21 protein-coding genes are annotated in these 23,790 nt (G+C 72.3%); 3 read left to right on the top strand and 18 right to left on the bottom strand.

The features are described 5' to 3' along the window. Positions 1 to 444 (bottom strand): DUF948 domain-containing protein, encoded by a 444-nt coding sequence (locus ACY1JF_RS05060; RefSeq protein WP_462703730.1) that lies wholly within the window; start codon positions 442 to 444, stop codon positions 1 to 3. A gap of 187 nt (positions 445 to 631) precedes the next feature. Here ACY1JF_RS05060 and ACY1JF_RS05055 point away from each other — a divergent pair, with 187 nt between their 5' ends. Beyond that, positions 632 to 2,755, top strand: coding sequence for an ATP-binding protein (locus tag ACY1JF_RS05055; RefSeq protein ID WP_462703729.1), 2,124 nt, complete (start codon positions 632 to 634; stop codon positions 2,753 to 2,755). A 72-nt stretch (positions 2,756 to 2,827) separates the two neighbouring features. On the opposite strand, the gene rpsD is transcribed toward ACY1JF_RS05055, so the two are convergent. The 5 genes from rpsD to ACY1JF_RS05030 form a co-directional block, all read right to left on the bottom strand. Further along, a complete protein-coding gene (gene rpsD, locus ACY1JF_RS05050) occupies positions 2,828 to 3,442 on the bottom strand; it encodes a 30S ribosomal protein S4 (RefSeq protein ID WP_215168626.1) in 615 nt (204 codons plus the stop codon). Between the two features lie 292 nt (positions 3,443 to 3,734). Beyond that, positions 3,735 to 5,090 (bottom strand): replication-associated recombination protein A, encoded by a 1,356-nt coding sequence (locus ACY1JF_RS05045; protein ID WP_462703728.1) that lies wholly within the window; start codon positions 5,088 to 5,090, stop codon positions 3,735 to 3,737. Positions 5,091 to 5,183: 93 nt separating this feature from the next. Next, positions 5,184 to 5,846: a vitamin K epoxide reductase family protein gene (locus ACY1JF_RS05040; protein WP_462703727.1), complete on the bottom strand. Its 663-nt coding sequence runs from the start codon at positions 5,844 to 5,846 to the stop codon at positions 5,184 to 5,186. A gap of 1,046 nt (positions 5,847 to 6,892) precedes the next feature. Next, on the bottom strand, positions 6,893 to 8,155 hold the full coding sequence (hisS, locus tag ACY1JF_RS05035) for a histidine--tRNA ligase (protein ID WP_462703726.1): 1,263 nt from the start codon (positions 8,153 to 8,155) through the stop codon (positions 6,893 to 6,895). A gap of 13 nt (positions 8,156 to 8,168) precedes the next feature. Beyond that, on the bottom strand, positions 8,169 to 8,876 hold the full coding sequence (locus ACY1JF_RS05030; protein WP_462703725.1) for an MBL fold metallo-hydrolase: 708 nt from the start codon (positions 8,874 to 8,876) through the stop codon (positions 8,169 to 8,171). Between the two features lie 180 nt (positions 8,877 to 9,056). On the opposite strand from ACY1JF_RS05030, the gene ACY1JF_RS05025 reads away from it, so the two are divergent. Continuing rightward, complete coding sequence (locus tag ACY1JF_RS05025) at positions 9,057 to 9,875, top strand: peptidylprolyl isomerase (protein ID WP_462703724.1); 819 nt, start codon at positions 9,057 to 9,059, stop codon at positions 9,873 to 9,875. A 135-nt stretch (positions 9,876 to 10,010) separates the two neighbouring features. After that, positions 10,011 to 11,240, top strand: a complete 1,230-nt coding sequence (locus ACY1JF_RS05020; protein ID WP_462703723.1) for a DUF349 domain-containing protein — start codon at positions 10,011 to 10,013, stop codon at positions 11,238 to 11,240. Between the two features lie 69 nt (positions 11,241 to 11,309). Here ACY1JF_RS05020 and relA read toward each other — a convergent pair whose 3' ends face one another. From relA to ACY1JF_RS04960, 12 genes are all read right to left on the bottom strand, one after another. Beyond that, positions 11,310 to 13,844 carry a GTP pyrophosphokinase gene (gene relA, locus ACY1JF_RS05015; protein WP_462703722.1) on the bottom strand — a complete coding sequence of 845 codons (2,535 nt, stop codon included), beginning with the start codon at positions 13,842 to 13,844 and terminating at the stop codon, positions 11,310 to 11,312. Positions 13,845 to 14,035: 191 nt separating this feature from the next. Then, entirely contained in the window at positions 14,036 to 14,578 is a 543-nt protein-coding gene (locus ACY1JF_RS05010) for an adenine phosphoribosyltransferase (RefSeq protein ID WP_462703721.1), read from the bottom strand. Further along, a complete protein-coding gene (gene secF, locus ACY1JF_RS05005) occupies positions 14,575 to 15,702 on the bottom strand; it encodes a protein translocase subunit SecF (protein WP_462703720.1) in 1,128 nt (375 codons plus the stop codon). The genes ACY1JF_RS05010 and secF overlap by 4 nt, the downstream gene beginning before the upstream one ends. A gap of 3 nt (positions 15,703 to 15,705) precedes the next feature. Continuing rightward, a complete protein-coding gene (secD, locus tag ACY1JF_RS05000) occupies positions 15,706 to 17,508 on the bottom strand; it encodes a protein translocase subunit SecD (RefSeq protein ID WP_462703719.1) in 1,803 nt (600 codons plus the stop codon). Between the two features lie 129 nt (positions 17,509 to 17,637). Continuing rightward, the gene (gene yajC, locus ACY1JF_RS04995) at positions 17,638 to 18,120 is read right to left on the bottom strand and encodes a preprotein translocase subunit YajC (RefSeq protein WP_462703718.1); all 483 of its coding nucleotides are present in this window, start codon (positions 18,118 to 18,120) and stop codon (positions 17,638 to 17,640) included. Between the two features lie 197 nt (positions 18,121 to 18,317). After that, positions 18,318 to 19,397: a Holliday junction branch migration DNA helicase RuvB gene (gene ruvB / locus ACY1JF_RS04990; RefSeq protein WP_462703717.1), complete on the bottom strand. Its 1,080-nt coding sequence runs from the start codon at positions 19,395 to 19,397 to the stop codon at positions 18,318 to 18,320. A 73-nt stretch (positions 19,398 to 19,470) separates the two neighbouring features. Beyond that, positions 19,471 to 20,076, bottom strand: a complete 606-nt coding sequence (gene ruvA / locus ACY1JF_RS04985; RefSeq protein ID WP_462703716.1) for a Holliday junction branch migration protein RuvA — start codon at positions 20,074 to 20,076, stop codon at positions 19,471 to 19,473. Beyond that, the gene (gene ruvC, locus ACY1JF_RS04980) at positions 20,073 to 20,612 is read right to left on the bottom strand and encodes a crossover junction endodeoxyribonuclease RuvC (protein WP_462703715.1); all 540 of its coding nucleotides are present in this window, start codon (positions 20,610 to 20,612) and stop codon (positions 20,073 to 20,075) included. Before ruvC ends, ruvA begins: the two co-directional genes overlap by 4 nt. A gap of 108 nt (positions 20,613 to 20,720) precedes the next feature. Beyond that, complete coding sequence (locus ACY1JF_RS04975) at positions 20,721 to 21,473, bottom strand: YebC/PmpR family DNA-binding transcriptional regulator (RefSeq protein WP_215168641.1); 753 nt, start codon at positions 21,471 to 21,473, stop codon at positions 20,721 to 20,723. 49 nt (positions 21,474 to 21,522) lie between these two features. After that, the gene (gene pdxT / locus ACY1JF_RS04970) at positions 21,523 to 22,131 is read right to left on the bottom strand and encodes a pyridoxal 5'-phosphate synthase glutaminase subunit PdxT (RefSeq protein ID WP_462703714.1); all 609 of its coding nucleotides are present in this window, start codon (positions 22,129 to 22,131) and stop codon (positions 21,523 to 21,525) included. 5 nt (positions 22,132 to 22,136) lie between these two features. Continuing rightward, positions 22,137 to 23,048, bottom strand: coding sequence for a pyridoxal 5'-phosphate synthase lyase subunit PdxS (pdxS, locus tag ACY1JF_RS04965; RefSeq protein ID WP_462703713.1), 912 nt, complete (start codon positions 23,046 to 23,048; stop codon positions 22,137 to 22,139). 115 nt (positions 23,049 to 23,163) lie between these two features. Further along, positions 23,164 to 23,706, bottom strand: a complete 543-nt coding sequence (locus ACY1JF_RS04960) for a LemA family protein (RefSeq protein WP_462703712.1) — start codon at positions 23,704 to 23,706, stop codon at positions 23,164 to 23,166. Between the last annotated feature and the right edge of the window lie 84 nt (positions 23,707 to 23,790).

The following is a 23,790-nucleotide window of genomic DNA, read 5'->3' as shown; positions in this document are numbered from 1 at the left end:
TCAGTCCTTCTTCCGCTTGGCCCGCCGCGTCGCCGGGACGGTACGGCCGACCACGACGGTGCGCCTGGCTGTCCTGTCCGGCACGTCCTCCTTGCGGCCGCCCATCGCCCGGCGCACGCCGTAGCCGAAGGCCGCGACCTTGACCAGGGGGCCGCCGAAGGTGGAGGCGACGGTGGTGGACAGCGCCGAGGCGTTGGACGTGACCTCCTGGACGTCGGAGGCGATCGCGTCGACCCGTTCGATCTGGGTCTGCGCCGAGCGCACCGCCGCGGAGGCGTCGGCCAGCAGCGGGACGGCCTGGTCGGTCACGTCCGCCACGAGCTTGGTGGTCGCCTTGAGCGTCTGGGCCAGCCTCACCAGTGCGACGGCGAGGAAGGAGACCAGGATCGCCCAGAAGACGGCCACCAGGATCCCGGCCACCTCGCCACCGGACACTGTGTGCACCCGCTCCCTGAAACGTGCCAGAACTTCACGTACGTCGTGAACATCGAGATCATCGAGAACACGAAAAGTCGTGCACCGAGCCTATCGCGCCGGGGATGGGGGTCCGTACCGCATTACCGTCCTCCTGCGGCGCAGCGGCACGGGACGTTTGTACGCAGTGCGCACGCTTCAGTACGCTGCGTCTCCTATGCGTGATCAACGGCATGACGGGACGTCCCCGGCCGGGAACCTGCCGCTGGAACTGGACGCCTTCGTGGGACGCGCGGCGGAACTCTCCGAGCTGGACGACGCGCTGCGCGGCGCGCGGCTGGTGACGGTCACCGGGGTGGGCGGGGTGGGCAAGTCGCGGCTGGCGGAGCGGGCCGCCGCGCGGTCGGCGCCCCGGGACGGGGTCTGGCGGGTGGACCTGGCGCCCGTGCGCGACGCGGAGTTCGTCGACTACGCGGTGGTGGAGGCGCTCGGCCTGACCGACCACACCACCCGGACGCCCCGCGAGACCCTGCTCGCCCACCTCGCCGAGCGCGAGGTGCTGCTGCTGCTCGACGGAACCGAGCACCTGGTGGACCCGTGCGCCCGGCTGGTGACGGAGCTGCTGGGCCGGGCCGCCGGGCTGCGGGTGCTGGCGGTGGGGCGCCGGCCGCTGGCCGTCTCCGGCGAGCGGCTGTTCCCGCTGGCGCCGCTGACCGGGGAGGAGGCGGTGTCCCTGCTGACGGTGCGCGCCGCGCAGCACGGGGTGGAGATCGGCGGCGGGGACGGCGCCGAGGTGCGGGAGCTGTGCCGGCGGCTGGACGGCATCCCGCTGGCGATCGAGCTGGCCGCGGGACGGCTGGGCGTGCTGACGCCGCGGCAGGTGCTCGGCCGGCTGGACGACCGGTTCCGGCTGCTGGCCGGGGGGAACCGGGCGGCGCTGCCCCGGCACCGGGCGCTGCGCACGGCGATCGGCTGGAGCCATGAGCTGTGCACGCCCGGGGAGCGGCTGCTGTGGGCGCGTCTTTCGGTGTTCGCGGGGCGGTTCGACCTGGAAGCCGCGGAGTACGTGTGCGGCGGCGACGGGCTGCCCGCCGACGAGGTGCTGGACGTGCTCTCCGCGCTGCTCGCCCAGTCCGTGCTGACCCGCGAGGAGACACCGGCCGGGGTGCGCTACCGGATGCTCGGCACGGTGCGGGCGTACGGCGCGGAGTGGCTGGAGGCGACCGGCGACGCGGCGCGGCTGCGGCGGCGGCACCGCGACTGGTACGTGGGCCTGGCGACCTGGTGCGAGCTGGAGTGGTTCTCGCCGCGCCAGCCGGAGGTCGCCGCGCGGATCGAGGCGGAGCTGCCGAATCTGCGCGCCGCCCTGGACCACTGCCTGTCCGATCCGGACGGAGCGCACCTGGGCCAGTACCTGGCGGGTTCCCTGTGGTTCCACTGGGTGGGCTGCGGGCGGCTCGCGGAGGGGCGGCACTGGCTGGAGCAGGCGGTGCGGCTGGACGCGGAGCGGACCGCGCGTGAGCAGTCCCGGCTCAAGGCCCTGTGGGTGCTGGCGTACGTGACGGTCCTGCAGGGCGACACGGCGTCCGCGCGGGCGACGCTCGAGGAGTGCCACCGGGAGGCGGAGCGGGCCCGCAACCCGACGGCGCTGGCGTACGCGGTGCACCGCTCGGGCTGCCTGGCGCTGATCACCGACGACATGACGGGCGCCGAGGCGCTGCTGCGTTCCGCGCTGGCGCGGTACCGGGAGATCGGCGAGCTGAACAGCAATGTGCTGATGGCCCAGGTCGAGCTGGCGATGACCCGGGCCTTCCAGGGCGATCTGGCGGACGCGGTGCGGCTGTGCGAGGACGTGCGCCGGGTGTGCGACGACCACGGCGAGCGCTGGGCGCGCGCCTACGCGCTGTACGTGCTGGCGTACGCGGCCTGGAGCGACGGCGACGCGGGCGGGGCCCGGCGGCTGCTGACCGTCTGCCTGGGCGATGCCCACGGCTTCCGTGACCTGCTGGGTTCGGTGCTGTCGCTGGAACTGCTGGCCCTGGTCACGGTGACGGAGGGGGACGCGGCGGAGGCGGCGGTGCTCCAGGGGGCGGCGGGGCGGCTGTGGCCCGCGGTGGGCCTGCAGTTGTTCGGCTCGGCGCACTACAACGCGCCGCGCGAGCTGTGCGAGGCGGCGGCCCGCGACCGGCTGGGCGACGGGGCGTACGAGGAGTGCCTGCGCCGGGGGGCCCGGCTGGGCCGGGAGGAGGCGGTGGCCCGGGTGCTGCGGCGGTCCGAGGCACCGGCGGAGCCGCCGGGGCCGCGGCGTCCCGCGCGGCCGACGAGGGCACCGGGGACATGACGAGGCCCGCCGTCCCGCCCGCCCACGGGGGGCTGGCGGGACGGCGGGCCCGAGTACCGCGGCCGGCCGGGATCAGCGGGCGTAGTACTCGACGACGAGCTGCTCGTCGCAGATCACCGGGATCTCCTTGCGGTTCGGCTCACGGTCCAGGCGGAACGCCAGGGCCTTGAGGTTCACCTGGAGGTAGCGCGGGGTCTCGCCGTCGGGGGCGAAGCCGCCCTCGCGCGCGACCTGGAACAGCGTCTTCTCCTTGGAGCGGTCGCGGACCTGCACGACGTCGTCGGGGCGGACGCGGAAGGACGGCTTGTCGACCTTCTGGCCGTTGACCGCGATGTGGCCGTGGACGACCATCTGGCGGGCCTGGTAGATCGTGCGGGCGATGCCCGAGCGCAGGACCAGCGCGTCGAGGCGGCGCTCCAGCTCCACGATCAGGGCCTCACCGGTCTTGCCCTGGACCTTGGAGGCACGCTCGTAGGCGCGGACGAGCTGACGCTCGGAGACGTCGTACTGGGCACGCAGACGCTGCTTCTCCAGCAGACGGACCTTGTAGTCCGAGTTCTGCTTGCGGCCGCGGCCGTGCTCACCCGGCGGGTAGGGGCGGGCCTCGAAGTACTTGACGGCCTTCGGCGTCAGCGCGATGCCGAGGGCACGCGACTTCTTGACCTTGGGGCGGGACTGGTTCGCCACTGTCTCTCATTTCCTAGTGTTCGGCTTGCCAGGGTTGAGGGAGGTCGCATCCGCAGCCGGGGAAACCCGCCGGGTCCGCGGGGGACCTGTCGGGCAGCCGCTCCCTGGTCTGGGCACATACGTGCAGCACGCGAGTGGCCCACCGACCGGTCCCGTCCTGCGACGGGGGGTGGTGGGCTGCCCGCGACACCTTCGACGGTGCGCGACGCTCCTGGAACCCGCTGGGGGTTCCGGCCGGTTGTCCCGCTCTGACGGCACGGGACTCGGCACTCCGATCGAGTCTACAGGGCGCTCAGGGCCTCTTTCGACCGAGGTGCCTCCTGGTCCACTCCACGGCGTCCGCGTACCGCGCCTCGCCGCCGTGCCGGGTCGGGGTGTAGTACTCGCGGTCCTTCAGGGCGTCCGGGGCGTACTGCTGGGGCGCGATGCCCTCGGGCAGGTCGTGCGGGTAGACGTACCCCTGTCCGTGGCCGAGCCTGCCCGCGCCCTGGTAGTGGCTGTCGCGCAGATGGGCGGGGACGGCCCCCGCGTGTCCCTTGCGCACGTCCTCCAGGGCGGCGCCGATCGCGGTGGTCGCGGCGTTGGACTTGGGCGCCAGGGCGAGGGCGATGGTGGCGTGGCTGAGGGTGAGGGCCGCCTCGGGGAAGCCGATCATGGCGACGGCCTGAGCCGCCGCGACCGCGATCGGCAGCGCGTTCGGGTCGGCGAGGCCGATGTCCTCGCTGGCGGAGATCATCAGGCGGCGGGCGATGAAGCGGGGGTCCTCGCCGGCCTCGATCATGCGGGCCAGGTAGTGCAGGGCGGCGTCGACGTCGGAGCCGCGGATGGACTTGATCAGGGCGCTGGCGATGTCGTAGTGCTGGTCGCCGTCGCGGTCGTAGGCGACCGCCGCCCGGTCGACGGTCGCCTCCAGCGTGGCCAGGGTGATCTCCGGCTCGCCCTTGTCCAGCGCGGCCCCGGCGGCCGCTTCGAGGGCGGTGAGGGCGCGGCGGGCGTCGCCGCCGGCGATGCGCAGCAGGTGGTCCTCGGTGTCCCCGGGCAGGGTGACGGCGCCCTTGAGGCCCCGGTCGTCGGTGAGGGCGCGGCGCAGCAGGCCGCGGACGTCGTCGTCGGTGAGGGGTTCGAGGGTGAGCAGGAGGGAGCGGGAGAGGAGGGGGGAGATCACCGAGAAGTACGGGTTCTCCGTGGTCGCGGCGATCAGCGTCACCCAGCGGTTCTCCACGGCGGGCAGGAGGGAGTCCTGCTGGGCCTTGCTGAAGCGGTGGATCTCGTCGAGGAAGAGGACGGTCTCCTTGCCGTACCCGCCGACCGCGCGCCGGGCGCCGTCGATGACCGCGCGGACCTCCTTGACGCCCGCGGTGATCGCCGACAGCTCCACGAAGCGCTTGTCGGTGGCCTTGGAGACGACGTACGCCAGGGTCGTCTTGCCGGTGCCGGGCGGGCCCCAGAGGATCACCGAGGAGGGGCCCGCGGGGCCGGACGCCCCCTCGCCGACCAGGCGGCGCAGCGGGGAGCCGGGCTTCAGCAGGTGCCGCTGGCCCACGACCTCGTCGAGGGTGCGCGGACGCATCCGGACGGCCAGGGGGCTGCCTGCCGGGTCCTTCTCCTGGCGTTCTTCTGCGGCGGCGGTGAACAGATCGGGCTCCACGCCCGAAACCCTAAATCACCGCGCCGACAACGCGACAGGCGCCGCCGGCCGGGCCCGTGGGGCCCGGCCGGCGGCGCCCGGGGGCGGTGCGGGTCAGCTGGTCCAGAAGTCCCACCAGCGGGTCAGGACCAGCATGCCGATGACGCCGATGTGCAGGACCGGCAGCACCCAGGTGAACTCGCCGAAGAAGCCGCGCAGCCAGTTCGGCGCGGGCAGGAAGCCCTTGCGCACGTTGAACGAGGTCACGTACCAGAACATGACGATCGTGGCGACCCAGGCCAGCGAGCACCACAGGCACAGCGCGTTGATCCGGTACAGGGACTGGAACTGCAGCCAGGTGCAGAAGCCCACCCCGAACAGGGTGCCCGCGTTGAAGGTGAGCCAGTACCAGCGCGGGAAGCGGGCCCGCGCCAGCAGGCTCATGCCGACGCAGATCACGACGGCGTAGGCGGCCAGGCCCAGCATCGGGTTCGGGAAGCCGAAGGCGGACGCCTGGTCGCTCTCCATGACGCTGCCGCAGGAGACCACCGGGTTCAGGCTGCACCCGGGGACGAAGGTGGTGCCGGCGACCTTGGCCTCCAGCAGCTTGAACTTGTCGATCGTGATGACCCACGCGGCGAGCAGTCCGGCGGCGCCGGTGATCACCAGCATCACGGCGAACGCGCGGCTGCCGCCCGCCGCACCCGGCGCGACGGCACCGGCTCCGGACGCGGGCTCGGGGTCCGTGGAGACGTCTCTGACTGTCGTCTTGCTCATCACGCCGATTCCGTCACTTGAGGTCTCGTCTTCTTCGGGCACGGTCATTGTGCCGCACCCGCGCGCGTGTCCACCGTTCGACGGGGACAAGGGAGGACGCCCCGTCGTCCCCGGGGGTGCGGTTCCGGACAACGCTTGAACCACGAGCGCACAGGCGGACGAACCGCCGTGGACGTGCCGGGGCCGCGCGAGCGGTACGGCGGCGTCACCGCGGTGGGCGGCGTGGACCCCGGTGTCCGCGCGGATGAGGTGTCGTCCGGCCCGCCCGGGCCCGGTCCGGGGGCGGGAGCGCGACGGTGGGATCCCCCGAGGCGGCCCGTCCGGGGAAGGCGGCGAGGTCCGGGGGCTGGGTGCGGACCCGGCGCACGGCACGCGCGCGCGGCGGTCCCGGGCCGGGTTCGTCCGGCAGGACGAACCCGGCATCCGCGGAGTTGACGGTCCGGCGCTTCGCCCGGTACCGCTCCCGGCCGCGCGGCCCCGAGGAGGCCGTCGGCCCGGAGGCCGGGGCGGCCGGACCGGGGGGCTCTCGGGCGGCCGGCGCCGCCGCCTCGGCGTGGCGCCCGGTGTCCCGGCGGTGCGCACCGGCTGCTCCCGGGCGGGCCGGCGGCCGGTTCCGGCCAGGCCGCCCGGCGCCGGTTCCGGGAGCCGGTCCGGGCCCTGGCGGACGAGGGCACCGCCGTCCTTTCGACCACGCGCTGCCCGGAGGAGGCGGAGTCCCCCGCCGGCCGGCTCGCGGCGGCCGGGCGGTCGCCGGGGACGTGACCGCCGGCCGGCCGGCCGCGCACCGGGCCGGCGCGGCCACGGCTGTCCGCACGGGAGCCTGCGGTGCTCCGGCCGGCGGCCGAGGGGCGCACCGGCGCCGGGACCGGCCGCCGGACCACGCGGCGGTGCCGCACACCGGCTCAGCGCCGGCGGGCCCGCCGCGGGGACGGCGTCCGCGGGCGTCGCCGGCGAGTCCGGCGTCGAGGACCGTACGCGGCCCTCACCAGCGCCCCGCGGCACGGGCGCTGGAGCGGTGGCCGTGCCGCACCGGGCGTGCGACGGGCTCAGCCGAGCCGGGACTCCAGCTCCGCCACGATCTCGTTGACGCCGATCGCGGTCTGCTCGCCGGACTCCATGTCCTTGAGCTGGACGACGCCCTCGGCGAGGTCGCGTTCGCCGGCCACGATCGTGTAGCGGGCGCCGCTGCGGTTGGCGTTCTTCATGGCGCCCTTGAGGCCCTTGTCGCCGTAGCAGAAGTCGGCGGCGACGCCGTTCTTGCGCAACTCGGTGACCTTGGTGAACAGCACGCGGCGGGCCTGCTCGCCGAGCGGTACGGCGAAGACGGAGGTGGTGGCGGGGAGGTCCAGTGCGACGCCCTCGGCCTCCAGGGCCAGGACCGTGCGGTCGACGCCGAGGGCCCAGCCGACGGACGGCAGCGCGGGGCCGCCGATCATCTCGGAGAGGCCGTCGTAGCGGCCGCCGCCGCCCACCGCGGACTGGGAGCCCAGGCCGTCGTGGACGAACTCGAAGGTGGTGCGCGTGTAGTAGTCCAGGCCGCGCACCAGCTTCGGGTCGTCCTCGAAGACGACACCGGCGGCCGTGATCAGCTCGCGGACCTCCTCGTGGTACGCCTTGCACCGGTCGCAGAGGTGGTCGCGCAGCAGCGGCGCGTCCCCGAGCTGCTTCTGCACCGACTCGCGCTTGTCGTCCAGGACCCGCAGCGGGTTGATGTCGGCCCGGCGCAGGGTCTCCTCGTCCAGGTCCAGGCCGCGCAGGAACTCCTGGAGGGCGGCCCGGTAGACGGGGCGGCACTCCTTGTCGCCCAGGGAGTTGAGCAGGATGCGGAAGTTCCGCAGGCCCAGCGAGCGGTACGCCTGGTCGGCCAGAATGATCAGCTCGGCGTCGAGCGCCGGGTCCTCGGCGCCGATCGCCTCGGCGCCGACCTGCGAGAAGTGGCGGTAACGGCCCTTCTGGGGACGCTCGTAGCGGTAGTAGGAGCCGGAGTACCAGAGCTTGACGGGAAGGTTGCCCGTCTTGTGCAGGTTGGCCTCCAGCGTCGCGCGCAGCACGGAGGCCGTGCCCTCGGGACGCAGGGCGAGCCGGTCGCCGCCCTTGGTCTCGAAGGCGTACATCTCCTTGGTGACGATGTCGGTGGACTCGCCGACGCCGCGGGCGAACAGCTCGACGCTCTCGAAGCCGGGCGTCTCGATGTAGCCGTAGCCGGAGTCGCGCAGCGGGGCCGCGATCGCCTCACGGACGGCGAGGTACTTCGCCGAGTCGGGCGGCAGCAGGTCGTACGTGCCCTTGGGGGCCTTGAAGGTGCTCACGGAAGGTCTCTCGTCACATTCCTCGTCGGGGAGCCTCGGGGGCTTCCTGGCCGGAAGCCGCCTGCCGCAGATACGGGTTGGCGGCGCGCTCCTGGCCGATGGTCGTCTGGGGACCGTGTCCGGACAGCACCACGGTCGTGTCGTCGAGCGGCAGGACCACGCGGGTCAGGGACTCGAGCATGTCGTCCATGGAGCCGCCGGGCAGGTCGGTGCGGCCGATGGAGCCGGCGAACAGCAGGTCGCCCGAGAACAGCACCGGCGGGACGTCCGCCGCCTCGGGCAGGCCGAAGGTCACCGACCCCTTGGTATGGCCCGGAGCGTGCGCCACGGTCAGCTCCAGCCCCGCCAGCTCCAGCTTCGCGCCGTCGGCCAGCTCCCGTACGTCGTCCGGCTCCCCCACGCTCAGCTCGCCCATCAGCGGCATCCCGATGGACCGGCCGAGGCCCTTCTCGGGGTCGCTCATCATGTAGCGGTCCGCCGGGTGGATCCACGCGGGCACGTCGTTGGCTCCGCACACCGGGACGACCGAGGCCACGTGGTCGATGTGGCCGTGGGTGAGGACGACGGCGACCGGCTTGAGCCGGTGCTTCTTCAGCGCCTCCCCGACTCCCTGGGCGGCCTGGTGGCCGGGGTCGATGATCACGCACTCCTCGCCTGCGGCCGGGGCGACGAGGTAGCAGTTCGTCCCCCAGGCCCCGGCGGGGAACCCGGCAATGAGCACGATCGTCCTTCGTTGTGTCGATACGGGTGGCTTGTGAACGGGCTGCGCCCGTGGTCAGAGCCTACCGGCGGTGCCGATTCCTCAGCGAACCCATATACGGTACGGGGCTAACGCAGGCGGTCGGCCCACGAGCACGCAGACGTACCGGTCGGCACACGAAGACGCATAGGAGACAACCCGGTGGTCAGCCAGGAACAGCGGCGGCGTCAGCTCGCCCGGGAGAAGTTCTTGCGGCAGCAGCAGCGGCGCACCGCCGCGCGACGCAAGGCGCGGGTGCGGAACTCGGTGATCGCGTCGGTGCTCGGTGTGGTGCTGGTGGGCAGCCTCGCGCTGTACACGACCGGCACGCTGAAGGGCGACGACGACAAGGAGAACGCGAGCGCCGAGGCGTCGCCCAGCGCGTCGGCGTCCAAGGCCCCCGACCCGTGCGACAAGGCCGCGGCGGGCAAGGCCTCGACGAAGACCTGGAAGAAGGAGCCGGCGATGTCCATCGACAAGTCGGCGGACTACACCATGACGCTGGACACGACGTGCGGCGAGATAGACATCGCCCTGAAGGCGTCGGCGGCGCCGCACACCGTGAACTCGTTCGACTTCCTCGCCGGGAAGGGCTTCTTCGACCACTCCACGTGCCACCGGCTCACCACCAGCGGCATCTACGTGCTCCAGTGCGGCGACCCGACCGGGCAGGGCACCGGCGGTCCCGGCTACACGATCCCGGACGAGAACCTGAAGGACAAAAGCCTGAAGGACAACATCTACCCGGCGGGCACGGTGGCGATGGCCAACACCGGGCAGGCGGACACCGGCGGCAGCCAGTTCTTCCTGGTGTACCAGGACAGTGAGCTGCCGCCCAGCTACACCCCGTTCGGCACGATCTCGGACGCCGGCATGAAGGTGCTGAAGAAGATCGCCGCCGCGGGCGAGAGCACCGGCGCCGGTGACGGAGCGCCGAACGCGACGGTCGTGATCGACAAGGCGACCGTCACGAAATCCTGACTGTCGACCGCGGGATTTCGGTCGTGCGGGATGCGGACAGGTCACCCGCCGGTCGCCTATGTTGGCGGTGACGAAACTGTGGACGATGCCCGGGGGTGGGAAAGCCCTCCGCAGGCATCATGTGGAGGAGGCGCTGTGAGCAGCGACCCGTGGGGCCGCGTCGACGAGACGGGGACCGTGTACGTGCGTACGGCCGACGGCGAGCAGGTGGTCGGTTCCTGGCAGGCCGGCTCGCCCGATGAGGCGCTGGCCTACTTCGAGCGCAAGTACGAGGGCCTGGTGGTCGAGATCGGCCTCCTCGAGAAGCGGGTGCGGACCACCGACCTGTCGTCGAAGGACGCCCAGGCCGCGATCCAGCACCTGCGCGAGCAGGTCGACGCGCACCATGCGGTGGGTGACCTGGACGCGCTCAGGAAGCGGCTGGACCAGCTCGTGGAGCTGGTGGACAAGCGGCGCGAGGAGCGCAAGGCGCAGCGGGCCAAGCAGTCCGACGAGGCCCGCCGGGCCAAGGAGGAGCTGGTCACCGAGGCCGAGCAGCTGGCCGCGTCCGACCAGTGGCGGGCGGCCGGTGAGCGGCTGCGGGCGCTGGTGGACACCTGGAAGGGCCTGCCGCGGCTGGACCGCAAGTCCGACGACGAGCTGTGGCACCGCTTCTCGCACGCCCGGTCGGCGTTCTCCAAGCGGCGCAAGCAGCACTTCGCGCAGCTCGACGCGCAGCGCGAGGAGGCCCGCCGCACCAAGGAGCGGCTGGTCGGCGAGGCGGAGGCGCTGTCGGGTTCGACGGACTGGGGTCCGACGGCCGCCCGCTACCGCGAGCTGATGGCCGAGTGGAAGGCGGCGGGCCGCGCCCAGCGCGAGCACGAGGACGACCTGTGGAACCGCTTCCGCGGCGCCCAGGACGTCTTCTTCGCCGCGCGCAGCTCGGTCTTCGCCGAGCGGGACGCGGAGCAGTCCGAGAACCTCAAGCTCAAGGAGGAGCTGGCCGAGGAGGCCGAGAAGCTCCTGCCGGTCACCGATCTCAAGGCGGCCCGCGCCGCGTTCCGTGCGATCAACGAGCGCTGGGAGGTCATCGGGCACGTCCCGCGCGACGCCCGGCCGAAGGTCGAGGGCCGGATGCACGCGGTGGAGCGGGCGCTCCAGGAGGCCGAGGAGACCGAGTGGCGCCGTACCAACCCGGAGGCACGCGCGCGTGCCGAGGGGCTGACCGGCCAGCTCCAGGCCGCCGTGGACAAGCTCCATCAGCAGATCGAGCAGGCCCGCGCGCAGGGCAACACCGCCCGCGCGGACAAGCTCCGGCGTGAGCTGGAGGGCCGTCAGGCGCTGCTGGACCAGGCGCTGAAGGGGCTGCAGGAGTTCGGCGGCTGACAGCCGTGCACGAGAGGGGCTCCCGTACGGCCGTACGGGAGCCCCTCTCGTGTGTCCTCCTGGTGTCTTCTACGACGGTCTGCGCGCCGAGGTCACCCGGTACACGTCGTAGACGCCCTCGACGCCCCGTACCGCCTTCAGGACGTGCCCCAGGTGCTTGGGGTCGCCCATCTCGAAGGTGAAGCGGGAGGTGGCGACCCGGTCGCGGGAGGTCTGGACGGCCGCGGAGAGGATGTTGACGTGCTGGTCGGACAGGACGCGGGTGACGTCCGACAGCAGCCGGGAGCGGTCCAGCGCCTCGACCTGGATGGCGACCAGGAAGACCGAGGACTGGGTGGGCGCCCACTCGACCTCCAGGATGCGCTCGGGTTCGCGGGAGAGCGAGTCGACGTTGACGCAGTCGCTGCGGTGCACGGAGACACCGCTGCCCCGGGTGACGAAGCCGATGATCGGGTCGCCGGGCACGGGGGTGCAGCAGCGGGCCAGCTTGACCCAGACGTCGTCGACGCCCTTGACCACGACACCGGGATCGGCGTTGCTGCGCCGCTTGCGGCCGCGGCCCCGCGACGGCACCGCCTCGTCGATCTCCTCGCTGGCCGCCTCCTCGCCGCCGAGCGCCTGGACCAGCTTCTGGACGATGTTCTGCGCGGAGACGTGGCCCTCGCCGATCGCCGCGTACAGCGCGGAGATGTCGGAGTAGCGCATCTCGTGGGCGAGGGTGACCAGGGAGTCGCCGGTCAGGATGCGCTGGATGGGCAGGTTCTGCTTGCGCATGGCGCGGACGATGGCGTCCTTGCCCTGCTCGATGGCCTCGTCGCGGCGCTCCTTGGAGAACCAGGCGCGGATCTTGTTGCGGGCCCGCGGTGACTTGACGAAACCGAGCCAGTCGCGGGACGGTCCGGCGCCGGGCGCCTTGGAGGTGAAGACCTCCACCAGGTCGCCGTTGTCCAGGGTGGACTCCAGCGGGACCAGCCGCCCGTTGACCCGTGCTCCTATGGTGCGGTGGCCGACCTCGGTGTGGACGGCGTAGGAGAAGTCGACGGGGGTGGCGCCGGCCGGGAGCGCTATGACGTCGCCCTTGGGGGTGAAGACGAAGACCTCGTTGCGGGACAGGTCGAAGCGCAGGGACTCCAGGAACTCGCCGGGGTCCTCGGTCTCCTTCTGCCAGTCGAGCAGCTGGCGCAGCCACGCCATGTCGTTGAGGTGGTCGTCCTTGCCGGTGGTCCGGGGGACGTCGGAGCGCACCTTGGAGGCGCCGGCGACGGCCTCCTGCTTGTACTTCCAGTGCGCGGCGATGCCGTACTCGGCGCGGCGGTGCATGTCGAAGGTGCGGATCTGGAGTTCGACCGGCTTGCCGCTGGGGCCGATGACCGTCGTGTGCAACGACTGGTACATGTTGAACTTGGGCATCGCGATGTAGTCCTTGAACCGCCCCGGAACCGGGTTCCAGCGGGCGTGGACCGTGCCGAGCGCGGCGTAGCAGTCGCGGACGGTGTCCACCAGGACGCGGATGCCGACCAGGTCGTAGATCTCCGCGAAGTCCCGGCCGCGGACGATCATCTTCTGGTAGACGCTGTAGTAGTGCTTGGGGCGGCCGGTGACGGTCGCCTTGATGCGGGCGGCGCGCAGGTCCTGCTGGACCTCGTCGGTGACGATCGCCAGGTACTCGTCGCGCTTGGGGGCGCGCTCGGCGACCAGGCGGACGATCTCGTCGTACATCTTGGGGTAGAGGATCGCGAAGGCGAGGTCCTCCAGCTCCCACTTGATGGTGTTCATGCCCAACCGGTGGGCGAGCGGCGCGTAGATCTCCAGGGTCTCGCGCGCCTTCTTCTCCTGCTTCTCGCGCTTGAGGTAGCGCATGGTGCGCATGTTGTGCAGGCGGTCGGCGAGCTTGATGACCAGGACGCGGGGGTCCTTGGCCATGGCGACGACCATCTTGCGCACGGTCTCCGCCTGGGCGGCCTCGCCGAACTTGACCTTGTCCAGCTTGGTGACGCCGTCGACGAGCAGCGCGACGACGTCGCCGAAGTCACGGCGCAGGTCCTCCAGGCCGTACTCGGTGTCCTCGACGGTGTCGTGCAGCAGGCCGGCCATCAGCGTGGCCGGGTCCATGCCCAGTTCGGCGAGGATGGTGGTGACGGCGAGGGGGTGCGTGATGTACGGGTCGCCGCTCTTGCGCTTCTGGCCGCGGTGCCAGCGCTCGGCGACCTGGTAGGCCCGCTCGATCTGGCGCAGGGTCGCCGTCTCGATCTTGGGGTCGTTGCCGCGGACTATGCGCAGCAGGGGCTCCAGGACCGGGTTGTACGGGTTGGCGCGCTGAACGCCGAGACGGGCCAGACGGGCGCGGACGCGGTTGGAGGAGCCGGTGCGGGCGGGCTGGTTCGCGGGGGCGCGCACCACGGGCGCGTTGCGCGGGCGCTCGGGAGGGGCCGGCTTCGGGCGTGCCTGCTGGTCCGCGGTCTTGTCGACGGGCGCGGACTGGGTGTGCTGGAGCGTCCCGCGGCTGTCGTTCTTCGCGTGCGGGGTGCTGGGCGCGGGCTTGGCCGCGGGCGCCGAGGCCGACTCGGGCTTGGCGGCTGTCAGTGGCTGGGCCTCGTCTGGCAAGAGGGCTCCTCGTGCGCGATCCGGGTCCCCCGGTCAGGCTCCGGAAACCCCATGGTAGCCATCCCGGGTGCCGGGGTGGCCCGCAGGCCGCTGTGAGACCCGCCTGCGGGAGGAACGCGTGGGGCGGGCGCCGGATTCCTCCGGGCCCGCCCCTTGCGTGTCCGGCCGGTGTCCCGCCGGCCGCGGCGGGGTTATCCCACGGTGAGCAGCGCGTGCAGCGGGGCGCCGTCCAGTTCCGGCTCCAGGCGGGCCCGTCCGTCCAGGAAGCCCAGCTCCATCAGGACGGCCACGCCCGCGGCGCGCGCCCCGGCCCGGCGGATCAGCCGGAGCGACGCCTGCGCGGTACCTCCGGTGGCCAGGACGTCGTCGACGACCAGGACGCGGTCGTCGGGGCCGAGGTCCTCGGCGTGGATCTCGATCTCGGCCGAGCCGTACTCCAGGTCGTACGCCTGGCCGAGGGTGGCTCCGGGGAGCTTGCCGGCCTTGCGTACGGGGATGAAGCCGAGGCCGGCGCGGACGGCGGCCGGGGCGCCGAGGATGAAGCCCCGGGCCTCCAGGCCGACGACCTTGGTGGCGCCGGTGTCCTGGGCGATGGCGGCCAGGGCGTCGGTGAGGGCGCCGAACGCCTCCGGGTCGGCGAGCAGCGGGGTGATGTCCTTGAACACCACGCCGGGCTCCGGGTAGTCCGCCACGTCCCGGATGCGGCTGAGCAGCAGCTCCTGGAGGCCGGTCACCGGCGCTTCCCCGAGGGTCGGCCGCGGCCCCGGGTGCGGGACGCGGGCTGGTCGCGGGGTCCGACGACGGCGGGGGCGGCGTCCTCGGGCCCGTCGTCGGCGTACGGGCCGTCCGCGCGGGCGCCGGTGCCCTCGACGGGCTCACCCTTGGAGGCGGCCTGGGCGCGCTTGGCCAGGACGCGCTTCCTGAGCGCCTTCATCTGCGGCTCGCGCTCCTTGAGGTCGGCGACGAGCGGCGTGGCGATGAAGATCGAGGAGTACGCGCCGGCCGCGAGGCCGACGAACAGCGACAGCGAGATGTCGTTGAGCATGCCGGCGCCGAGCACACCGCCGCCGATGAAGAGCAGGCCCGCCACCGGCAGCAGCGCCACCACCGTGGTGTTGACGGAGCGGACCAGGGTGCTGTTGATCGACCGGTTGGCGATCTCGGCGTAGGTCCAGCGGCTCTGCTTGGTGACGTCCCTGGTCTGTTCCTTGAGGCTGTCGAAGACGACCACCGTGTCGTACAGCGAGTAGCCGAGGATGGTCAGCAGACCGATCACCGTGCCCGGCGTGACCTCGAAGCCGACGAGGGCGTAGATGCCGACGGTGATGGTGATGTCGTGGATCAGGGCGACAAAGGCAGCGAGTGCCATCCGCCACTCGAAGGCGATCGCCAGGTAGATCACCACCAGGACCAGGAAGATCCCCAGGCCCTGCCACGCCTTGTCGGCGATCTGCTTGCCCCAGCTGGGGCCGACCAGTTCGGCGTTGATCTGCTCGGCGTCGACCTTCAGGTCCTCGGAGAGTTCCTTCTTGATCCGGTCCGACGTGCCGGTGTCGATGCCGGCGATCTGGATGCGCAGGCTGCCGTCGCCGAGCTTCTGGACGATCGCGTCGTGGCCGGAGGCCGTCTCCGCGTGCTCCTCGGCCTGGGCGACCGAGACGCTGGTGTTCTTCGGTGTGGTGAAGACCGCGCCGCCCTGGAACTCGATGCCCATGTGCAGGCCGCGCACCGCCAGGCCGACGATGGCCGTGATGGTGATCAGGATCGAGATGCCGTACCAGAGCTTGCGGTTCTTGACGAAGTCGTAGCCGACCTCGCCGTGGTGCAGCTTGGCGCCGAGCTCGCCGAGTTTCGACATCGCTCACGCCTCCTTCGGGTCGACAGGGCCGGCGGGACGGGGGTGGCGCGTGCGGCGGATCGGCGGCTTGGCGCCGAGGCTCTTCGGGTCGAGCCCGGACCACTTGTGGCCGCTCGCGAAGAACTTCCGGCGGGCCATCAGCGTCAGCAGCGGCTTGGTGAAGAGGAACACGACCACCACGTCGAGCAGGGTGGTCAGGCCCAGCGTGAACGCGAAGCCCTGGACCTTGCCGACGGAGACGATGAAGAGGACCGCGGCGGCGAGGAACGACACGAAGTCGGAGACCAGGATGGTGCGCCGGGCGCGCGGCCAGCCGCGCTCGACCGCGGGGCGCAGCGAGCGGCCCTCGCGGATCTCGTCCCGGACCCGTTCGAAGTAGACGATGAACGAGTCCGCCGTGATGCCGATGGCGACGATGGCGCCGCAGACGGCCGGCAGGTTCAGCGCGAAGCCGATGGTCGGGCCGAGCAGCGACATGATGACGTACGTCAGGATCGCGGAGACCAGCAGCGAGAGCAGGGCGATGAACGACAGGCCCCGGTAGTAGAAGAGCAGGTAGAGCACGACCAGGGCGAGGCCGATGGCGCCGGCGATCAGGCCGGCCTCCAGCTGGTCACCACCGAGCGCGGCGGTGACGGTGTTGACGCTGTCCTCCTCGAAGCTCAGCGGGAGGGCGCCGTAGGAGAGCATGTTGGCGAGGTTCTGCGCCTCCTCCTGCGTGAAGCTGCCGGAGATCTCGGCGTTGCCGCCGGTCAGCGCCTGGCTGACGTACGGGTCGGAGACGACCTCGTTGTCCAGGACGATCGCGAACTGGTTCTGCGGCGACTGGTTCTGCGCCAGCTTGCCGGTGATGCTCGCGAACTTCTTGGCGCCGCCGTCGGTGAAGTCCATCGTGACGGTCCAGCCGGCGGCGGTCTGGGTGTTGAAGACGGCCGAGGCCTTGTCGACGTCCGTGCCGTCGACCTCGGCGGGGCCGAGGATGTACTTCTGCCACTGGCCCTGCGCGTTCTGGCCGCAGGCCACCATGGACTCGTCGTCCTTGGCGCCGTCGCCGGCCTTGGCGCGCTGTGCCGCGTCGGTGCAGTCGAGCTTGGTGTACGCGGCCTGCAGCGCGCTGTCGTCCGCGGAGGCGGACGCGCTGGCACTGGCGCTGGCGCTCGGGGACGCGGAGTCCGAGGCGGAGGCGCTGGCGGAGCCGGTCGCCGACGGGGTGGCGTCGGCCTTCAGGGCGTCGGTGAGGGCGCGGCCCTGGGAGGTGGCGGACGCCGAGGCGCTGTCGGAGGGCGAGGCGCTCTCGTCGCCGTCGGTGGCCTTCTCCGAGGCGCTCTCGGAGGCGTCGGGCGACGCGGAGGCGTCGGCGGAGGCGCTGGCCGAGGGGCTGGCCGTGGCGGCCGCGCCGGAGACCTCGGTGGCGAGGACCGGGCGGAAGTAGAGCTTGGCGGTGGTACCGACCTGCTCCCGGGCGTCCTCGGAGTTCGTCCCCTTGGGGATGTTGACGATGATGTTCCGGTCGCCCTGGGTCTGTACCTCGGCCTCGGAGACACCCAGACCATTGACACGGCGTTCCATGATCTCGACCGCGGTGTCCATGTTGGTCTTGTTGATCGCGGATTCCTGGCCGGGCTCCGATTCGGCCCGGAGCGTGATGCTCGTGCCGCCGGCCAGGTCGATACCGAGACGCGGAGTGGTGTGCCCGGAGGCGAACATCCCTCCGGTGAGCGCCACGATGGCGATCAGGATCAGGGCCAGCGAGCGCCCCGGCTTGCTCTGGGCGCTCGCGTTCCGGCCCTTTTTAGGTGCTGCCACCTTCTCGTACTCCCTCTCGGGCCGTCTCGCGCGTCGGTGCGCCGACGGCCATGACATGGTGTCGGGATCCCGCGGGAACCGCGCATGTCCGAGGGCGCGCGGGCCGTGCCCGCACGCCCCGGGGCACGGTTACTTGGCCTCGGAGTCGCCCTCGGACTTCTTCAGCGGCTCGTCCCTCTTCGCCTCGGCGGGCGCGGCGTCCGCGACGGGCTCGTCCTTCTTGCCCAGCTCGACCTTGTCGTCGGCGGCGTCGGCGGCGGAGTCGTCGGACCCGGTGAGGGAGGAGGCGTCGTCGGGGACGAGGTCCTCGTCGGCCTTCAGGTCGTGCTCGATGCCGTGGACGATGCGGTTGTACTCGTCGTCGCTCAGGACGGCACCGATGGCGTTCTTGGCGAAGAGCAGCTCGACGCCCGGACCGGCGTCGAGGAGGACCGTGTCCTCGTTGACCTCCTTGACCGTGCCGTACATGCCCCCGATGGTGCGGACACCGGAGCCGGGCTGCATCTGGTTCCGCATGTCGGCGGCCTGCTGCTGCTTCTTCTTCGCCGACCGGGTCATCAGGAACATGGCCCCGATGAGCACGATGAACGGGAGGAGGGTCATGAGACTCACGGGTCGGTACTTCCTTCACACGACCGCGATGTGAGCGGCCTGATGGTTGGGGGTGTCGTACGCAGCCGGCAAGGACGGCATCGGCGGAGTCTAGGCGAGTCCGCGCGCAGGGAACAACGCACAGGATGGCACCGGGGTTCCCTCTCGGGCCAGTGCCCCCGCCGTCACGGCCCCCTCACCCCTCCCCCGTGCCTCCCTCATGCCCCGAACAGGTCCCCTTGTCCGTTTCCCGCGGCCGCCGAGCCGGGCGGGGTGAGGCCGAGGTGCGCCCAGGCGGCGGGGGTGCCGATCCGGCCACGCGGCGTACGGGCCAGCAGGCCCTCGCGGACCAGGAACGGCTCGGCGACCTCCTCGACCGTCTCGCGCTCCTCCCCCACCGCCACCGCCAGCGTCGACAGCCCGACCGGGCCGCCGCCGAACAGCTTCAGCAGGGCCTCCAGGACGGCCCGGTCGAGCCGGTCCAGGCCGCGGGCGTCGACCTCGTAGACCGCCAGGGCCGCCGCCGCGATGTCACGGGTGATCACGCCGTCGGCCTTGACCTGGGCGTAGTCGCGGACCCGGCGCAGCAGGCGGTTGGCGATGCGGGGGGTGCCGCGGGAGCGGCCGGCGATCTCGGCGGCGCCGTCGGTGTCGATCTCGACGTCGAGGAGACCGGCCGAGCGGTGGATCACGCGCCGCAGTTCGGCCGGCTCGTAGAACTCCATGTGGGCGGTGAAGCCGAAGCGGTCGCGCAGCGGGGGCGGCAGCAGGCCGGCCCGGGTGGTGGCGCCGACCAGGGTGAACGGGGGCAGCTCCAGGGGGATGGCGGTGGCGCCGGGGCCCTTGCCGACGATGACGTCGACGCGGAAGTCCTCCATCGCCATGTAGAGCATCTCCTCGGCGGGCCGGGACATGCGGTGGATCTCGTCGAGGAAGAGGACCTCGCCCTCCTGGAGGGAGGAGAGGATCGCGGCGAGGTCGCCGGCGTGCTGGATGGCGGGTCCGGAGGTGATCCGGATCGGGGCCTCCATCTCGGCCGCGATGATCATCGACAGGGTGGTCTTGCCGAGGCCGGGGGCGCCGGAGAGCAGGACGTGGTCGGCGGTGGCGCCGCGCGCGCGGGCGGCGCGCAGGACGAGGTCGAGCTGTTCGCGGACCTTCTCCTGGCCGATGAACTCGTCCAGGTCCTTGGGGCGCAGGGCGGCCTCGACGGCCTGGTCGTCGCGGTCGGCGGCCGGGCCCACCAGCCGCTCGGCGGCGCCGGTGCCGCCGGCGGTGGTGTCGTCGTCCCAGTTCATGAGTGGTCTGCCTCGGTTCTCGCTACGGTCGCTACGGCTGGGGGGACAGTCGGCAAGGCGGCTGTCCGGGCGGCTATCGGGCGCGGTTCAGCGTCTGCAGGGCCGCCTTGAGCAACGCGCCCACCTGGGGCGTACCGCCCGCCGCTTCCGCCTGCGGGGTGACGGCGGCCACGGCCTCGTCGGCCTCGCGGGCGGCGTATCCGAGGCCGACGAGCGCGGCGTGCAGCTGGTCGCGCCAGCCGGTGGAGACCGGGGCGCCGGCGGCCGGGGCGCCGGCCGGCTCGCCGAGGCGGTCCTTCAGCTCCAGGAGCAGCTTCTGGGCGCCCTTCTTGCCGATGCCGGGGACGGCGGTCAGCGCCTTCTCGTCACCGGTGGAGACGGCTCTGCGCAGGGCGTCGGGGCTGTGCACGGCCAGCATGGCCTGGGCGAGGCGGGGGCCGACGCCGCTGGCGGTCTGGAGCAGCTCGAAGACCTGGCGCTCGTCGTCGTCGGCGAAGCCGTACAGGGTGAGGGAGTCCTCGCGGACCACCAGGGAGGTGGCGAGCTTGGCGGACCGGCCGACGCGCAGCGTGGAGAGCGTGTTCGGCGTGCACTGGACGGCCATGCCGACGCCGCCGACCTCGACCACCGCGGCGTCGGGGGCGAGGGCGGCGACCGTGCCGCTGACGAAGGCGATCATGCGGGGTGGCCTTTCGGTACGGAGCGGGCGTGCCGGGCGACCGCCTGCTGGAGCCGGTTCTGGGCGGGGGCCCGCCAGATGTGGCAGATGGCGAGGGCGAGGGCGTCGGCGGCGTCGGCCGGCCTGGGCGGGGCGGCGAGCCGCAGCAGCCGGGTCACCATGGCGCCGACCTGCGCCTTGTCGGCGCGGCCCGATCCGGTGACGGCGGCCTTGACCTCGCTGGGCGTGTGCAGGGCGACGGGGATGCCGCGCCGGGAGGCGCACAGGATGGCGACGGCGCTGGCCTGGGCGGTGCCCATCACCGTGCGCACGTTGTGCTGGCTGAAGACGCGCTCCACCGCGACGTACTGCGGGCGGTGCTCGTCGAGCCACTGCTCGATGCCCTGCTCGACGGCGACGAGGCGGTGGCCGAGGTCGGCGTCGGCCGGGGTGCGCACGACCCCGACGCCGATCATGGTCAGCGGGCGGCCCGCGACTCCCTCGACCACGCCGACCCCGCAGCGGGTCAGTCCCGGGTCGACTCCCAGTACGCGCACGCCGCCCCCTTCCCTCGATCACCTGTTTGTGCAGGCTATCGGGTGCCACTGACAGAGCGACGGGCCGACGGGGGGTGTCCCGCCGGCCCGCTCGAGCCCGTGCGCGCGTTACGCGTCGACCTTCTCCATGACCTCGTCGCTGACGTCGAAGTTGGCGAAGACGTTCTGCACGTCGTCGCTGTCCTCCAGGGCGTCGATCAGCTTGAAGATCTTGCGCGCGCCCTCCTCGTCCAGCTCGACCTGCATGGTCGGGACGAAGTTGGCGTCCGCCGACTCGTAGTCGATGCCGGCGTCCTGGAGGGCGGTGCGGACCGCGACCAGGTCGGTGGCCTCGCTGATCACCTCGAAGGTCTCGCCGAGGTCGTTGACCTCCTCGGCGCCCGCGTCCAGGACGGCGCCGAGGACGTCGTCCTCGGTCAGCTCGCCCTTGGGGACGATCACGACGCCCTTGCGGTTGAACAGGTACGACACCGAGCCGGGGTCGGCCATGTTGCCGCCGTTGCGGGTCATGGCGACGCGCACGTCGGAGGCGGCGCGGTTGCGGTTGTCGGTCAGGCACTCGATGAGCACCGCGACGCCGTTCGGCCCGTAGCCCTCGTACATGATCGTCTCGTAGTCGGCGCCACCGGCTTCGAGGCCGGCGCCGCGCTTGACCGCGGAGTCGATGTTCTTGTTCGGGACCGACTGCTTCTTCGCCTTCTGGATGGCGTCGTACAGCGTCGGGTTGCCGTCGACGTCGGCGCCGCCCATGCGGGCCGCGACCTCGATGTTCTTGATCAGCTTCGCGAAGAGCTTGCCACGCTTGGCATCGATGACGGCCTTCTTGTGCTTCGTCGTGGCCCATTTAGAGTGGCCGGACATCTGCCTGTCTCCTTCGCGTAACCCATCTACTGAACGAACCCCAGAGATCCTACAAGGCGTCCACCGCGCCCCGGGCGCGCACCAGGTCGGTGAACAGGCGGTGCACGCGGTGGTCACCGGTGAGCTCCGGGTGGAACGAGGTGGCCAGCGCGTTGCCCTGGCGGACCGCGACGATGTGGCCGTCGTGCTCGGCCAGCACCTCGGCCGCCGCGCCGACGGACTCCACCCAGGGCGCGCGGATGAAGACGCCCTCCACAGGATCGCCGTCGACGCCCTTGATGTCGACCGCCGCCTCGAAGGACTCGTTCTGCCGGCCGAAGGCGTTGCGGCGCACGATCATGTCGATGCCGCCGACCGTCTCCTGGCCGGAGCGCGGGTCGAGGATCTTGTCGGCGAGCAGGATCATGCCGGCGCAGGTGCCGTAGACGGGCAGGCCGTCGCGCACGCGCGCGCGGAGGGGTTCCATCACCCCGAAGAGGACGGCCAGTCTGGAGATGGTGGTGGACTCACCGCCGGGCAGGACCAGGCCGTCGACCCCGGCGAGTTCGCCGGGACGCCGCACGGGCCTGGCCTCGGCGCCGGCCGCGGCCAGGGCGGCGAGGTGCTCCCGTACGTCGCCCTGGAGGGCCAGGACGCCGATGACAGGTGTGCGGCTCACGGCGCTCACCAGCCGCGGGCGGCGTACCGCTCGCTCTCGGGGAGGGTGTCGCAGTTGATGCCGACCATGGCCTCGCCGAGGTTGCGGGACGCGTCCGCGACGACCTCGGGGTCGTCGTAGAAGGTGGTCGCCTTGACGATGGCGGCGGCGCGCTTGGCCGGGTCGCCGGACTTGAAGATGCCGGAGCCGACGAAGACGCCCTCGGCGCCGAGCTGGCGCATCAGGGCGGCGTCGGCCGGGGTGGCCACACCGCCGGCGGAGAACAGCACCACCGGGAGCTTGCCCAGCTCGGCGACCTCCTTGACCAGCTCGTAGGGGGCGCGCAGCTCCTTGGCGGCGGCGTACAGCTCGTGGCTGTCGTATCCGCGCAGCCGGGCGATCTCGTTCTTGATCTGACGCAGGTGGCGCACCGCCTCGACGACGTTGCCGGTGCCGGCCTCGCCCTTGGAGCGGATCATCGCGGCGCCCTCGGCGATGCGCCGCAGCGCCTCGCCGAGGTTGGTGGCGCCGCAGACGAAGGGGGTGGTGAACGCCCACTTGTCGGAGTGGTTGACCTCGTCGGCCGGGGTGAGGACCTCGGACTCGTCGATGTAGTCGACACCGAGGGACTGCAGGACCTGGGCCTCGACGAAGTGGCCGATGCGGGACTTGGCCATCACCGGGATGGAGACCGCGCCGATGATGCCCTCGATCATGTCCGGGTCGGACATCCGGGCCACGCCGCCGTCCTTGCGGATGTCGGCCGGGACGCGCTCCAGGGCCATGACCGCGACGGCACCCGCGTCCTCGGCGATCTTCGCCTGCTCCGGGGTGACGACGTCCATGATCACGCCGCCCTTGAGCTGCTCGGCCATGCCGCGCTTCACGCGGGCGGTGCCGGTCTCGGGAGCCTGGTTCTCGCAGTGGGTGCTGGACACGGAAGACCTCGCTGAAGGGGTGAGGGGTTTCTGCAGCACTGAGGAAACGTGAACGGAGCAGGCCACAGCAAGGGCCAATGGGAAGGCGGTGGATCGTTTTGCGGCGGGTCGCGGGTCAGGCGGCGCGGTCGACCAGGGCCGTCGGCGGCTCGTCGTCCATCTCGAAGGCCAGCGGGAACGGGGCGTGGCCGGCCAGCCGGAACCAGCGGACCTTGCGGTGCTCGCGCAGCCGGCGGGCGGCGCCCACGGCGTCGTTGTGGAAGCGGCGGGCCATGGGGACGCGGCGGACCGCCTCGGTCAGCTCACCGGCCGCCTCCTCGCCGCCGGGCGCCTCGCGCAGGGCCGCCACCTGGTGCGCGTCCCCGAACACCGCCCGCAGCGCCTGGCTCAGCTCGCTCTCGGCGACCTCCCGCTGCTCCTCCTCGCTCTGCCGGGCGGCGTGCGCGGCCTCGTACAGGACGATCGAGGCGGCCGGGTCCAGGACGCCGGAGGTGGCCAGTTCCTGGGCGACGGAGGCCCGGCGCAGCAACTGGGCGTCGAGCGCGGCGCGGGCGGCGTCGATCCGGGCGTGCAGGCGGTCGAGGCGGCCCGCCGTCCAGCTCAGGTAGAGGCCGATCGCCACGAGGGCCACGGCGATCCAGATCAGGGTTGTGGTCACGCTGCGCCAACTTACCGGGCCGCTTGGCGGCCGGGTTCCCCCGTGGCCCCCGCGGGAGCCGCGTCCCCGGCTCCCCTGCGGCCT

This window comes from Streptomyces sp. SYSU D01066-1, assembly GCF_054956795.1.
Note: the sequence above shows the minus strand (reverse complement) of the source record. Positions and strands in the feature narration are given on the sequence as shown.